Here is a 12990-nt window from a genome sequence, read left to right as displayed (position 1 = left end):
TTACTCCCTCCTCGTTACTGGTGATGCGATCCGCTACCTGGGATCGCATTGCCAACAAGGAGGAATAATGATCAAGAAGATCGTCGCCGCTGCGGCTGCCACCGGTGGTCTGGTTCTCGCGGGTGCGGGCATGGCCGTCGCCGACTCCGGCGCCCAGGGTGCCGCCGTGCACTCCCCGGGTGTCCTGTCCGGCAACGTCATTCAGGTTCCCGTGCACGTCCCGGTGAACGTGTGCGGCAACACGATCTCCGTGATCGGGCTGCTGAACCCCGCCTTCGGCAACACCTGCGTGAACAAGTGACGCTGCCTTTCTGAGGTTTCGGCCTTTAGGGGTTTCGTTCGACACCGTCGGTCCCGGAGCGCGTGCCATGCGCTCCGGGACCGACCGGTCTTTTCGCGTGGGTCACGAGGGGGAAGGCAGGAATTCAGCAATGCGACAGGTCACCCGCAAGGGCCTGATGACCGTGGCGGCCGCGACCGGCGTGATCGCCGCCGCGGGAGGGACCGCCCAGGCCGACTCGGGCGCGAGCGGTTCCGGCTCGCACTCGCCGGGAGTGCTCTCGGGCAACACGGTCCAGGCACCGGTGCACGCACCGGTCAACGCCTGCGGCAACACGGTCGACGTCGTCGGGGTCCTGAACCCGGCGGTCGGCAACACGTGCGTCAACCACGGGGGCGGCCCGTCCTCGCACGGGGGGTACGGCGACTCCGGCGGCCACGGAGGCTCCGGGGGCGCGCACTCCGGGGGGCACGCCTCGCACTCGCCCGGAGTGGGCTCCGGCAACCATGTCGAGGTGCCGGTCCACGCGCCGGTCAATGTCTGCGGCAACAGCGTCAATGTCATCGGCATCGGCAACGGCGTCACGGGCAACGACTGTGCGAACGGGGGCGGCTCCGGCGGACCGGGTGTACCCGGAGGGCCGGGCGGACCCGGTGGACCGGGTGGTCCCGGTGGCGTCCACCAGCCGCCCGGGGGCGGGCAGGAGAACCCTGGCAACCCGAACGGTCCCGGCAACCCCGGCAACCCGGACAACCCGGGCAATCCAGGCAACCCCGATGAGCCCCCGCGCCACGGGAGCCCCACCAGCCCCACCGCACCCAGCGGCACACCTGGCACCACCCCCGGCACCCCGCCCGCCTCGGGCACCGTGACGCCGGACGGTTCCCCGCAGGTCGGCCTGCCGGGAGCCGGATCCGTCGCCCAGCCCCAGGGAAGTGGCCGACTCGCGGCCACGGGCAGCGAACTGCCGCTCGGCTACGCCCTCCCCATGGGCGCGGGCGCGCTGCTGGCGGGCGCCGTGCTGTACCGCAAGGCGCGGGCCTCGGCCTGAAACCCCCGCGCACAACGGAGCGGGCCCCGCCCTTCAGGCGGGGCCCGCTCCGTCTCCGTCCGCTCTCACCACGTGGCGCGCACCTGGCGGATGATCCTCCGGCGCAGCCGCACCCTGCGGCTTCCGTCGCGCAGCAGGCTCAGGCGGTCCAACTCCCAGTGTCCGTACTCGGCATGGTCGGTCAGCAGACGTGTGGCGTCCTTGCGGGAAACCCCGCGCGGTACGTACACGTCGACAAATTCGTATTCCGGCATCGCATCTATTGTGCGGGCTGGGGCTTGGTACGGATAGCGTCTGCACTATGTCTGATGCTGCGCAGCCCACCGCTGCCGAGGTACGCGCCGCCGCCGAGGCGGTCAAGACCGCGCTCGACCGCCATCTCGCCGCGGTCGAACGCAGGTCGGGTGAGGACGACCCGGCCGTCTACGAGGCGTTCAACCAGCTGGCCACGGCCGCGGAGGCGTACGACGAGCTGCTGTACGACCGCTACGACGAGGTCACGCCCTTCGAGATCCCCGGCACGGACGACGGACTGCCCCCGTACACCGGGCCGGAGGAGCCGAACGCGCTCAGCGTGCTGATCCGCCGCGACTACACCGTGGTGGAGCAGCAGCGGCTGCTGGCGCAGGCGCAGCGGGTCGAGGCGGCGGACTACGACGCGGACGCGGACTCGGAGGCCTCCGGCACGGTCCACGGAGCACTGGGCATCCTCTTCGGCGAGTTCGAACCGGACGAGATCGCCTCCCGGCACAAGGAGTTCGGTCTGGAGGAGGGCGACTCCACGCTGTGGGTGACCGCCGCCGACGAACCGGCCGACCCCGGTGACTGGCTGGAGGCGCCGTTCGAGCAGGTCGACCCGCAGACGGTGGTCTGCCGCTTCGACGTCAGCGCGGTGTTCGACGACGAGGCGGACGACGACCTCGATGCGGAGCTGGAGGACGACGAGGACCTGGAGCCGCTGGACGCGGAACGCTAGCGCCGGCCGAAGCGGGAACGGCGGCGGTCACGGAATGTTGCGTGACCGCCGCCGTTCTGTGCCGACGCTGACCGGCGCCCTCAGACGGGCCGGCCCGGCTGTGGGCTGATCAGTGCCGAGAGCCGGGTCGTGCGAGGCTTGGCCTGCACCTCGGCGACGGCGCGGGGGAGGGCCTGCTCGACGCCGTGGACCACGGACAGGTGCCGCTCCGCCCGGCCGAACGCCGTGTAGACCCAGGGGCGGCTGAGCGCCTGTGCCGCGTCGCCGGGCAGGACGACCACGACCGCGGGCCACTGACCGCCCGCCGCCTGGTGCGCGGTGAGTGCCCAGCCGTGCCGTACGGACTGCTCCACCCGCTCCTTCGGTACGACGACGTCCTCGCCGGCGCAGGACAGGTGCAGCCCGTCGGCGTCGGCCTTCACCACGCGGCCCGGCAGCGTACGTCCCGGTGCGGGGGTGTAGGCGATCCGGTCACCGGGGTCGAAGCCGCCGAAGCGGCCGGGGCCGGGGTTGAGCCGCTCCTTGAGCGCGACGTTCAGCGCGCGGGTGCCGGCCGCACCGCCGTGGCCCGGAGTGATCACCTGGGTGTCCTCCGGCGGCACCCCGATGGCCCGCGGCACGGAGTCGGCGACGAGCTGCACGGTCCGGTGCACGGCCTCACCGGCGTCCCGGACCGGCACGATCACGACCTCCTTGCCGGGCGCCTCGACCTGGTTCAGCTCGCCGATGCCGATGCCCGAGACCAGCTCACCGAGCGGACCGGGATCGGGCCGCCGCGAGGCGACCTGCGGACACACCCGCGCGGCCAGCAGATCCGCGAACACCCGCCCCGGACCAACGGACCACAGCACTCCCGGGTCCCCGGCCAGCACCAGCCGGGCCCCGTCCGGCAACGACTCCGCGACCAGCGCGGCCGCCTCGACGTCCAGCTGAGGGGCGTCGAGCACGACGAGCAGGTCGAGATCCAGCGCCCCCTCGGCGTCCCGCCCGGGCCCCTCGGCCCCGGCGAGCAGTCCGGCCAGGGTGGCGACACCGGGCCCGCCCTCCTCCAGCAGTGCCCCGAACCGCCCCCGGCCCAGGGGACTGTGAGCGGCGGCCCAGGCGCGCAGGCCCATGGCGTGTGCCGCGCGGAGCAGGGCCGCCGGTTCGGCGAGCGATGCCGTTCCGCCGGTGTGCAGGACCAGGGCGTGACCGGCGACCGCGCGGATCAGCTCGCCCGCGGAGCCTCCGGCAGCGGCGGCGGCCTCCTCCCAGGCCTGCGTCGAACCGTCCTGCTTGGGAACGGAGTTGATCAACCGGCCGAGACCGTCGGCGAGGCTCTCCTCGGCGAGGGCGTACCGCTCCAGTCCGACCAGCACCCGGACCGGTCGCTCCTCCTCGCCCTCCCCGTCGTCCGCCGCCGTCGCCGGAGCCTCGTCGAGGGCGTCCTGGAAGGCCAGCGCCTCGCCCTCGGCGAGGGTGTTCTGTACGGCGGTGTCGGCGTGGGGCACCCCCTGGCGGGCCAGCGCCGCGGTGAGGGCCGGCAGCTCCAGTGCCGTGTGCCCCGCCACGGCCGCCTGTTCCAGCAGCCAGACGGTCAGCGCCCGTCCCCGCCGCTCGTCGTCCGGTCCGCACTCCGCGCCGAGCAGCGCCCGCGCGAACCCGTCGGCCTGCTCGGGCCGTACCCCGGAGACCCGCAGCAACTGCCAGGGGTCCGTCCGCAACTGTTCGTCCGCGCCCTCCCCGAGCACGGCCGCGACCTGCGCCGCGAGCGTGTCCGGGGCGCCTCCCTCGGCCAGCACCTGCCGCGCGCCCGCCACGGCCTCGGCCGCGGGTGCCGCAGGTGTTCCGGCCACCACCGGCTGCGTCCGCCGTGCCGGTTCCGGGGCCGGCCGCCGGCGCTCGGGCTCGGGCTCGGCGAAGACGGTGGCCGCGGGCTTCGCGCCGCCCTCGACGGCCCGCACCGCCGCCAGCAGATCCGCGGCCGTCCCGCTGAGCTTGGCCCCGGCCTCGATGGGCCCCGCCTTCTCCGCCTTGCGCCGCGCGATCCGCTCCCGCTCGACCCGCTGCGCGGCCAACTCGGCCTCGGCCTCGGACGGCTGAGCGGCACCCTCGGCGGCCCCGCCACCCGCACCGCCCTCGGCACCCGCACCGCCCTCGGCCGCCCCCGCGCCGTCCTCGGCACCCGCACCATCCTCGGCCGCCCCCGGGCCGTTCGCCGCGGCCTCGCCGCTCGTGGTGGTGTCGGCGGTGCCCTCGGGCTCGGTCCGGCCCCCCTCCGCCACCGACTCCCCGTCCTCCGGCGTGGTCTCGGGCTCCGTGCTCACAGCGTGCTCCAGTCGTGATCGGGATAGCGGTGCACGGGCGCCGACACATCGTCGAGCGCCCGGCAGATCTCGTCAGGAAGACTAAGGGCCTCCACTGACAATGCCGCCGTGAGCTGCTGCGCGTTGCGCGCGCCGACGATCGGCGCGCTCACTCCGGGGCGGTCCCGGACCCAGGCGAGGGCCACCTGGAGCGGGGTCACCGCGAGTCCGTCCGCCGCGGTCCGCACCGCGTCCACGATCCGGCTCGCGGTGTCGTCGAGGTAGGGCGCGACGAAGGGCGCCAAGTGCTCCGAGGCGCCCCGGGAGTCGGGCGGCGGCGCGGCGCCCCGGTACTTGGCGGTGAGCACCCCGCGGCCGAGCGGCGAGGAGGGCAGCAGCCCGATGCCGAGATCCAGCGCGGCTGGCAGCACCTCGCGCTCCACGCCCCGCTGCAGCAGGGAGTACTCCAGCTGCGTACTGGCCAGCCGGGTCCGTGTGCCCGGCGCCGCCAGCTGCCAGGTCGCGGCCTTGGCGAGCTGCCAGCCGCAGAAGTTGGAGACGCCCGCGTACCGCGCGCGGCCGCTGCTGACCGCGATGTCGAGGGCCTGGAGGGTCTCCTCCAGCGGGGTGTCGGGGTCGAAGGCGTGGATGTGCCACAGGTCGACGTAGTCCGTGCCGAGCCGGGCCAGCGAGGCGTCCAGCGCGGCGAGCAGATGTCCGCGGGAGCCGTCGAACCGGCGGTCCGGGTCCGGCACGCTGCCGGCCTTGGTCGAGATGACCAGCTCCCGGCGCGGCACCAGGCCTTCTATGAGCTGTCCGAGCAGATATTCGGCCTCCCCGTCGCCGTACACGTCCGCCGTGTCGACGAGCGTGCCCCCGGCCTCCCAGAACGTCTTCAAGAGGTCCGCGGCGTCGTGCTCGTCGGTGTCCCTGCCCCAGGTGAGGGTGCCGAGTCCGATACGGGACACACGAAGGCCGGTGCGGCCGAGATGCCTCTGCTCCATGGACGCCGAGATTACTGGCCAGAACCTGCCGCGTGGGTGCCTGTGGATAACCAGTTTGCCGCTCAACGAAAACAGCCCCGGGCCGCACCCGGGAGAGCCCCTCCCCGCCGCACGCCTCCCCGCGCTAAGGTCTCGGCAACAGGGACGTTACTGATCAGTAAGGGGATCGGCCATGCAGCTCGGGATCAACCTCGGCTACTGGGGTGCCGGAATGGACGGCGACAACCTCGCCGTCGCCCAGGAGGCCGACCGCCTCGGCTACGCCGTCTGCTGGGCCGCCGAGGCCTACGGCTCGGACGCCGCCACCGTGCTCAGCTGGGTCGCCGCCAAGACCGAGCGCATCGACGTCGGCTCGGCCATCTTCCAGATCCCGGCCCGCCAGCCGGCGATGACCGCCATGACGGCCGCCACCCTCGACTCGCTCTCCGGCGGCCGCTTCCGCCTCGGCCTCGGCGTCTCCGGACCTCAGGTCTCCGAGGGCTGGTACGGCGTCAAGTTCGACAAGCCGCTCTCCCGCACCCGCGAGTATGTCGACATCGTCCGCAAGGCGATGAGCCGCGAGCGGCTGACCCACGAGGGCGAGCACTGGACGCTGCCGCTGCCCGGCGGCCCCGGCAAGCCCATCAAGCTCACCGTGCACCCCACCCGTGAGCACATCCCGCTGTACATCGCGGCGATCGGCCCGAAGAACCTGGAGCAGACCGGTGAGATCGCCGACGGCGCGCTGCTGATCTTCCCCGCCGCCGAGCACCTCGAGGACACCGCGATCCAGTACCTGCGCGCGGGCCGCGAGAAGGCCGGCAAGACGCTCGACGGCTTCGACGTCTGCCCGACCCTCCCGCTCGCGGTCGGCGACGACAAGGACGTGGCGTCCCTCGCCGACACCTTCCGCCCCTACACCGCCCTGTACGTCGGCGGCATGGGCAGCCGCAAGCAGAACTTCTACAACCAGCTCGCCCAGCGCATGGGTTACGAGAAGGAAGCCGCCGAGATCCAGGACAAGTACCTGTCCGGCGACAAGCAGGGCGCCGCCACCGCCGTACCGCACGACCTGATCGACAAGACGACGCTGCTCGGTTCGGTGGACCGGATCGCGGACCGGATGAAGGCCTACGCGGCGGCCGGGGTCACCACCCTCACGCTCGCCCCCGCGGGCTTCACCCTCGACGAGCGCCTGGCCTCGCTGCGGGCCGGCACCGAGGCCCTGGAGCGGGCCGGACTCGCGTAACAACCGGCCGGGGGAAGTTTCCGCGGCCGTGGTGGGGGCTCGGGGGTCTTCCCCGCCACGGCCGTCACGCAGAACAACGCGCTCGCGCCCGTGCGGTTACGCCCCCGTCGCGAGCCCGTGGGTCCTCCTTTTGGCGGAGTTGTCCGACACAACTGTTGCAGCACCCCTCGCGCCGCATTTGACTCGTTCTTTGCGGAGTCCCGCGGAGGCCCGCAGAGAGGTGCTCACGATGCTTTCGGCCAAGAGTCTGTTCCAGGAGATCCTCGACAACGACGAGTCCTTCGCCCTGTTCTGCTCCATCGCCGCGAGCGGGGAGTCCCAGGGCGGCTGGGAGAACGCCCGCATCGCCGCGCTCGTCCCGGACGGCGAGCGCGATCTGGCCCCCAAGATCACCCGCCACGGCGCCGACGAGGACAAGCACGGGCGGATCTTCAACGCCCTGATGAGGAAGCGCGGTCTGGAACCCGTCCCCGTCCCGCCCGAGACCGACTACACGATGCTGCTGGAGCAGCACGGCATCGGCCTGGCCCACGAGAAGCTCAAGGGGGAGGAGCGGCTGACGGTGCAGGACATCGTCACCTACCTCGCCCACAGCCGGGTGACCGAACAGCGCGCCTCGGAGGAGATGGAGCTGCTGCGCAAGCACTTCGCCGACCACCCCGACCTGGGGCGCGCGGTGAAGATGATCTCCAACGACGAGGACAACCACCTCGCCTACTGCCACGAGGAACTGCTGCGCTTCGCCTACGCCGGACACGGCCACGCGATCCAGCGGACCCTCAGGGAGTGCGCCTTGGCCGAGATCCGGATCTACCGGGACGTCAGCCTCGCCGTCATGGCTCACATGGGTCGCATCCTCGGCTGGCCGCGCGCCAAGTCCGCGGCGCTCGCCGCCGGCATCCACGGCGTGTACGCCTGGGAGCGGGCCGCGGGCTGGCGCCGGATGGTGTCCCTGAAGATGCCCGAACGCCGGGACGCGCTCGGCGGCCCCGCGACCTCGGCCCCCGAGTTCGCCTGATCACAGCCACCCGCGGCGCTTGAAGAGCCGGTAGAGCAGGACCTCAAGGGCGGCCATGATCGCGATCAGCGCCGGATACGACCACTCCCAGCGCAGCTCGGGCATGTGGTCGAAGTTCATGCCGTAGATCCCCGCGATCATGGTGGGGACCGCGGCCATGGCCGCCCACGCGGAGATCTTCCGCATGTCGTCGTTCTGCCGGACGCTCATCTGCGCCAGATGCGCCGAGAGGATGTCCGACACCAGCCGGTCCAGGCCCTCCACCGACTCGTTGACCCGCGTGAGGTGGTCGCTCACGTCCCGGAAGAACGGCCGCGCCTTGTCGTTCACGAACGGCACCGCGGCCCCGCCGCCCGACTCCGTGAGCCGCGCGAGCGGCATCGCCAGCGGCCCGGTCGCCCGCCGGAACTCCAGGATCTGCCGCTTGAAGGTGTAGATGCGGGACGCGGCGTCCCGGGAGCCGCCGCTCGGCGAGAACACGTCCGCCTCCAGCTCCTCCAGGTCGGTCTGGAGCTCGGTCGCCACGTCCACGTAGTGGTCTACGGCCGCGTCCGCGATGGCGTACAGCACCGCGGTCGGCCCCTTGTTGAGCAGTTTCGGCTCCTGCTCCAGACGACGTCGTACGGCCTTCAGCGGGGAACCCTCGCCATGGCGCACCGTCACCACGAAGCCGTCGCCCAGGAAGATCATGATCTCGCCGGTGGAGACCTCGTCGCTCCTGGGCTCGTAGACGACCGGCTTGAGCACCACGAACAGCGAGTCGTCGTAGACCTCGAGCTTGGGCCGCTGATGGGCCTTGAGGGCGTCCTCGACGGCCAGCGGATGCAGCCCGAACTCCTGGGTGACCAGCTCGAACTCCTGCTCTGACGGCGCGTGCAGGCCGATCCAGACGAACCCGCCGGAGGCCCGCGCGTCGTCGAGCGCGTCGGACAGGTCCTCGGGGCCTTCCGCCCGCCGCCCGTCCCGGTAGATGGCGCAGTCGACGATCACGGAGCGTATTCTCCCGTCCGCCCCCGACCGACGCACGTGGACGGACGCCTACGCTGGGCCGCATGCCCACCCTCATCCTGGTCCGGCACGGACGTTCCACCGCCAACACCGAGGGGCTGCTCGCCGGCCGGATGCCCGGCGTCGCCCTCGACGAACGCGGCGCCGCGCAGGCCGCCGCCCTGCCCGGACGCCTCGCCGGGGTGCCGATCTCCGAGGTCGTCACCAGCCCCCTGCAACGCTGCGAGGAGACGGTCCGGCCGCTCCTCGACGCCCGGCCCGGCCTGCGGGCGCACACCGAGGACCGGATCGCGGAGTGCGACTACGGCGACTGGTCCGGCCGCAAGCTCGCCGAGCTCAAGGACGAGCCGTTGATGGACATCGTCCAGGCCCATCCGTCGGCCGCCGCGTTCCCCGGCGGCGAGTCGATGCGCGCGATGCAGACCCGCGCGGCCGAGGCCGTACGGGAGTGGAACGCGCGCGTGGAGCGCGAGCACGGCGCCGACGCTGTGTACTTGATGTGTTCGCACGGCGACATCATCAAGTCGCTCGTCGCCGAAGCACTTGGACTTCATCTCGACCTCTTCCAGCGGATTGCTGTCGAACCGTGTTCCATCACCGCGATCAGTTACACCCGGCTGAGGCCGTTTCTCCTCCGCCTCGGTGACACCGGCGACTTCGCCTCCCTCGTGCCGCGCGAGGAACCGCCGGCCGGCGACGCCCCGGTCGGGGGCGGTGCGGGCGCACCGTGATCGCCGGGAGCAGTAGGGTGAAGCGGTCGCGGTAGCGGCCCCCGATCACGAGTCCGTTCACGATTCCCATGGAGACAGGACGTGTCCCGTCAGGTGTTCCTCTACGACCCGCCGGAGCGTTTCGTGGCCGGCACGGTCGGACTGCCCGGACGCCGTACGTTCTTCCTCCAGGCGTCCGCCGGCTCCCGGGTGACCAGCGTGGCCCTGGAGAAGACACAGGTGGCGGCGCTCGCCGAGCGCATGGACGAACTGCTCGACGAGGTCGTACGACGCAGTGGCGGCAGTGCCGCCGTGCCCGCCATGGCGCCCACCGAGGTCGCCGACACCGCGCCCCTCGACACCCCGATCGAGGAGGAGTTCCGGGTCGGCACCATGGCCCTCGCCTGGGACGGCGAGGAGCAGCGCATGATCGTCGAGGCCCAGGCGCTCGTCGAGCTGGAGGCGGAGTCCGAGGAGGACCTCGCCGAGGCCGAGGAGCGGCTGCTGCAGGACGAGGAGAACGGCCCCCCGATGCTGCGGGTCCGGCTCACCGGCGCACAGGCGAGGGCCTTCGCCAAGCGCGCCCTGGACGTCGTCAACGCCGGGCGGCCGCCGTGCCCGCTGTGCAGCCTGCCCCTGGACCCGGAGGGACACGTATGTCCGCGCCAGAACGGATACCGCCGCGGAGCGTGACCGGCCTGGAACTGCTCACCGAGGGCGAGCTGACGGTACGCGGCCGGATCCGTGAGGCCTCCAACGCGGCCCTGTTCTGCTCGGTGGCGTACGAGGGCCGGGAAGCCTCCTGCGTCTACAAGCCGATCGCCGGGGAGCGCCCGCTGTGGGACTTCCCCGACGGCACCCTCGCCGAGCGGGAGGTCGCCGCGTACGCCGTGTCCGAGGCGACCGGCTGGGGCCTCGTCCCGCCCACCGTGCTGCGGGACGGGCCGTACGGCGAGGGCATGTGCCAGCTGTGGATCGACGTCGTGCCCGGCACGGAGCTGCTCGCCCTGGTGGACCGCGAGGAACCGGAGCCGGGCTGGAAGGCCATCGGGTTCGCCGAGGTGGGGGAGGGGCGCACCGCGCTCCTGGTGCACGCCGACGACGAGCGGCTGCGCCGGCTCGCCGTCCTGGACGCGGTCGTCAACAACGCCGACCGCAAGGGTGGTCACCTGCTGCCCGCCGCCGAGGAGCGGCTCTACGGCATCGACCACGGGGTCACCTTCCACGTCGAGAACAAGCTGCGCACCCTGCTGTGGGGCTGGGCGGGCGAGGCCCTGACCGGCGAGGCGGTCGAGGTGCTGAGGGGCCTGAGCAAGGCCCTGGAGGCCGACGGCACCCTGACGGCCGCACTCGCCTCCCTGATCACCGCCGCCGAGATCGACGCCACACGCGCGCGTGTCGAGGCGCTGCTCAGCTCCGGCGTCCACCCCGAGCCGAGCGGGGAGTGGCCGGCGATCCCGTGGCCGCCTGTGTAGCCGTAGCGGTGGAAGGCAGATGAGCTGGTGACGCGCAAGAGCGCCTTACCGGCCATCCGGGTCGGTCCGGTTCGTATATGGAACCGCGGTCCGGTTACGCTCATGACATGTATGCCTGGCCCGCTTCTGAGGTCCCCGCCCTGCCCGGCAAGGGCCGCGACCTCCGGATCCACGACACCGCGACCGGTGGACTCGTCACCCTCGAGCCCGGTCCCGTCGCCCGTCTCTATGTCTGCGGCATCACCCCGTACGACGCGACCCACATGGGACACGCGGCGACCTACAACGCGTTCGACCTCGTGCAGCGCGTGTGGCTCGACACCAAGCGGCAGGTCCACTACGTCCAGAACGTCACCGACGTCGACGATCCGCTCCTGGAGCGGGCCGAGCGCGACGGCATCGACTGGGTGGCCCTCGCCGAGAAGGAGACCGTCCTTTTCCGCGAGGACATGACCGCCCTGCGCATGCTGCCGCCCCGGCACTACATCGGCGCGGTGGAGGCGATACCCGGCATCGTCCCGCTCGTCGAACGGCTGCGTGAGGCGGGTGCCGCCTACGAACTCGAGGGCGACATCTACTTCTCCGTCGAGGCCGACGCGAACTTCGGCAAGGTCTCGAACCTCGACGCCGCCGCCATGCGGCTGCTGTCCGCCGAGCGCGGTGGTGACCCGGACCGCCCGGGCAAGAAGAACCCGCTCGACCCGATGCTGTGGATGGCCGCCCGCGAGGGCGAGCCGAGCTGGGACGGCGCCTCGCTCGGCCGCGGCCGTCCCGGCTGGCACATCGAGTGCGTCGCCATCGCCCTGGACCACCTGGGCATGGGCTTCGACGTCCAGGGCGGCGGCTCCGACCTCGCCTTCCCGCACCACGAGATGGGCGCCTCGCACGCCCAGGTGCTCACCGGCGAGTTCCCCATGGCCAAGGCCTATGTGCACGCCGGCATGGTCGCGCTGCACGGCGAGAAGATGTCCAAGTCCAAGGGCAACCTGGTCTTCGTCTCCGCGCTGCGCCGCGACGGCGTCGACCCGGCCACCATCCGGCTCGCGCTCCTCGCCCACCACTACCGGGCGGACTGGGAGTGGACCGACCAGGTGCTCCAGGACGCCGTGGACCGCCTCGGCCGCTGGCGCGCGGCCGTGTCCCGGCCCGACGGCCCGTCCGCCGACACGCTCGTCGAGGAGATCCGCGAGGCGCTCGCGAACGACCTCGACGCCCCGGCCGCGCTCGCCGCGGTCGACCGCTGGGCGGCGCTCCAGGAGGAGCGGGGCGGCGCGGACGAGGGCGCCCCGGGCGTGGTGACGCGGGCCGTGGACGCGCTGCTGGGCGTGGCCCTGTAGGACACCTCCGGCACCTCCGCAGGACGCGGAAGAGGCGCTTCCCCCACCGAGGGGGAAGCGCCTCCGTCATTTCAAGGGCCCGTCACAGGCGCTGGATCCGCACACTGCGCAGGACGTTCGGCGACTGGGTGTCCCAGATGCCGACGACCTGGTGGCCGAAGGCGAACGCCTGCTGGATCTGCTGGTGGATCTGCGGGTTCGGGTTGTTGAGCACCCGGAACTGGCCGTTGATGCGCAGGAAGATCTGGTGCGGCTGCCCCTGGAGCGGGTGGACGAAGTCGATGAAGCCGTTCGCCACACCGGAGGCGAGGGCCTGCGCCTGCACCTGCTGGACCAGTTGCTGCACGGCGGTCAGCGCGATCTGCTGGAGCTGCTGCTGCATCCGTTGCTCGGCCTGCCGCGCCTGCTGGTCCTGCTGGTCCTGCGGCGGTGTCATCTGCTGCAACAGCTGCTGGTACGGCTGCTGCTGACCGAGGTTCTGGAGCTGCTCGAGCGAGCCGAACTGCTGTTCCTGGTAGGGCGACGTGCTCGGGTACTGCTGACCCATTTGCGGGGTGGTGCTCATACGGGTGTCACCTTCCCTTGCTGTCATGGGTGGTTCGCCGTCGTCGGTTCCTC

Annotated in this window: 14 protein-coding genes; 9 read left to right on the top strand and 5 right to left on the bottom strand. The window is 72.1% G+C overall.

Annotated features, from left to right (window positions below):
* Positions 1-67: 67 nt before the first annotated feature.
* Together chpH and AC068Z_RS24775 are read left to right on the top strand one after the other, a co-directional pair.
* Positions 68-301 carry a chaplin ChpH gene (gene chpH, locus AC068Z_RS24780; RefSeq protein WP_478559469.1) on the top strand — a complete coding sequence of 78 codons (234 nt, stop codon included), beginning with the start codon at positions 68-70 and terminating at the stop codon, positions 299-301.
* 130 nt (positions 302-431) lie between these two features.
* The gene (locus AC068Z_RS24775; RefSeq protein WP_478559466.1) at positions 432-1331 is read left to right on the top strand and encodes a chaplin; all 900 of its coding nucleotides are present in this window, start codon (positions 432-434) and stop codon (positions 1329-1331) included.
* Positions 1332-1396: 65 nt separating this feature from the next.
* On the opposite strand, the gene AC068Z_RS24770 is transcribed toward AC068Z_RS24775, so the two are convergent.
* Positions 1397-1585 (bottom strand): DUF5703 family protein, encoded by a 189-nt coding sequence (locus tag AC068Z_RS24770; RefSeq protein WP_005485166.1) that lies wholly within the window; start codon positions 1583-1585, stop codon positions 1397-1399.
* A 47-nt stretch (positions 1586-1632) separates the two neighbouring features.
* On the opposite strand from AC068Z_RS24770, the gene AC068Z_RS24765 reads away from it, so the two are divergent.
* The gene (locus AC068Z_RS24765; RefSeq protein ID WP_478559463.1) at positions 1633-2307 is read left to right on the top strand and encodes a hypothetical protein; all 675 of its coding nucleotides are present in this window, start codon (positions 1633-1635) and stop codon (positions 2305-2307) included.
* 80 nt (positions 2308-2387) lie between these two features.
* On the opposite strand, the gene AC068Z_RS24760 is transcribed toward AC068Z_RS24765, so the two are convergent.
* Positions 2388-4613 (bottom strand): helix-hairpin-helix domain-containing protein, encoded by a 2226-nt coding sequence (locus AC068Z_RS24760; protein ID WP_478559460.1) that lies wholly within the window; start codon positions 4611-4613, stop codon positions 2388-2390.
* Positions 4610-5596 (bottom strand): aldo/keto reductase, encoded by a 987-nt coding sequence (locus AC068Z_RS24755; RefSeq protein WP_478559457.1) that lies wholly within the window; start codon positions 5594-5596, stop codon positions 4610-4612. The genes AC068Z_RS24760 and AC068Z_RS24755 overlap by 4 nt, the downstream gene beginning before the upstream one ends.
* Positions 5597-5768: 172 nt before the next feature.
* Here AC068Z_RS24755 and AC068Z_RS24750 point away from each other — a divergent pair, with 172 nt between their 5' ends.
* Positions 5769-6824 (top strand): LLM class F420-dependent oxidoreductase, encoded by a 1056-nt coding sequence (locus AC068Z_RS24750; RefSeq protein ID WP_478559454.1) that lies wholly within the window; start codon positions 5769-5771, stop codon positions 6822-6824.
* A gap of 229 nt (positions 6825-7053) precedes the next feature.
* On the top strand, positions 7054-7842 hold the full coding sequence (locus AC068Z_RS24745) for a ferritin-like domain-containing protein (protein ID WP_478559451.1): 789 nt from the start codon (positions 7054-7056) through the stop codon (positions 7840-7842).
* Here the strand turns inward: AC068Z_RS24745 and corA are convergent, their stop codons facing one another.
* The gene (corA, locus tag AC068Z_RS24740; RefSeq protein ID WP_478559448.1) at positions 7843-8832 is read right to left on the bottom strand and encodes a magnesium/cobalt transporter CorA; all 990 of its coding nucleotides are present in this window, start codon (positions 8830-8832) and stop codon (positions 7843-7845) included.
* 62 nt (positions 8833-8894) lie between these two features.
* On the opposite strand from corA, the gene AC068Z_RS24735 reads away from it, so the two are divergent.
* The 4 genes from AC068Z_RS24735 to mshC all read left to right on the top strand — a co-directional run bounded on the left by AC068Z_RS24735 (position 8895) and on the right by mshC (position 12372).
* Positions 8895-9581: a histidine phosphatase family protein gene (locus tag AC068Z_RS24735; protein ID WP_478559445.1), complete on the top strand. Its 687-nt coding sequence runs from the start codon at positions 8895-8897 to the stop codon at positions 9579-9581.
* A gap of 81 nt (positions 9582-9662) precedes the next feature.
* On the top strand, positions 9663-10253 hold the full coding sequence (locus AC068Z_RS24730) for a DUF3090 domain-containing protein (protein WP_451723695.1): 591 nt from the start codon (positions 9663-9665) through the stop codon (positions 10251-10253).
* Positions 10217-11035, top strand: coding sequence for an SCO1664 family protein (locus AC068Z_RS24725; protein ID WP_478559441.1), 819 nt, complete (start codon positions 10217-10219; stop codon positions 11033-11035). The genes AC068Z_RS24730 and AC068Z_RS24725 overlap by 37 nt, the downstream gene beginning before the upstream one ends.
* A gap of 107 nt (positions 11036-11142) precedes the next feature.
* Positions 11143-12372, top strand: a complete 1230-nt coding sequence (mshC, locus tag AC068Z_RS24720) for a cysteine--1-D-myo-inosityl 2-amino-2-deoxy-alpha-D-glucopyranoside ligase (protein WP_478559438.1) — start codon at positions 11143-11145, stop codon at positions 12370-12372.
* A gap of 82 nt (positions 12373-12454) precedes the next feature.
* On the opposite strand, the gene AC068Z_RS24715 is transcribed toward mshC, so the two are convergent.
* A complete protein-coding gene (locus tag AC068Z_RS24715; protein WP_478559435.1) occupies positions 12455-12937 on the bottom strand; it encodes a hypothetical protein in 483 nt (160 codons plus the stop codon).
* Positions 12938-12990: the final 53 nt, after the last annotated feature.

This window comes from Streptomyces sp. NPDC043726, assembly GCF_056436565.1.
This window is presented reverse-complemented; position numbering and strand designations above follow the sequence as displayed.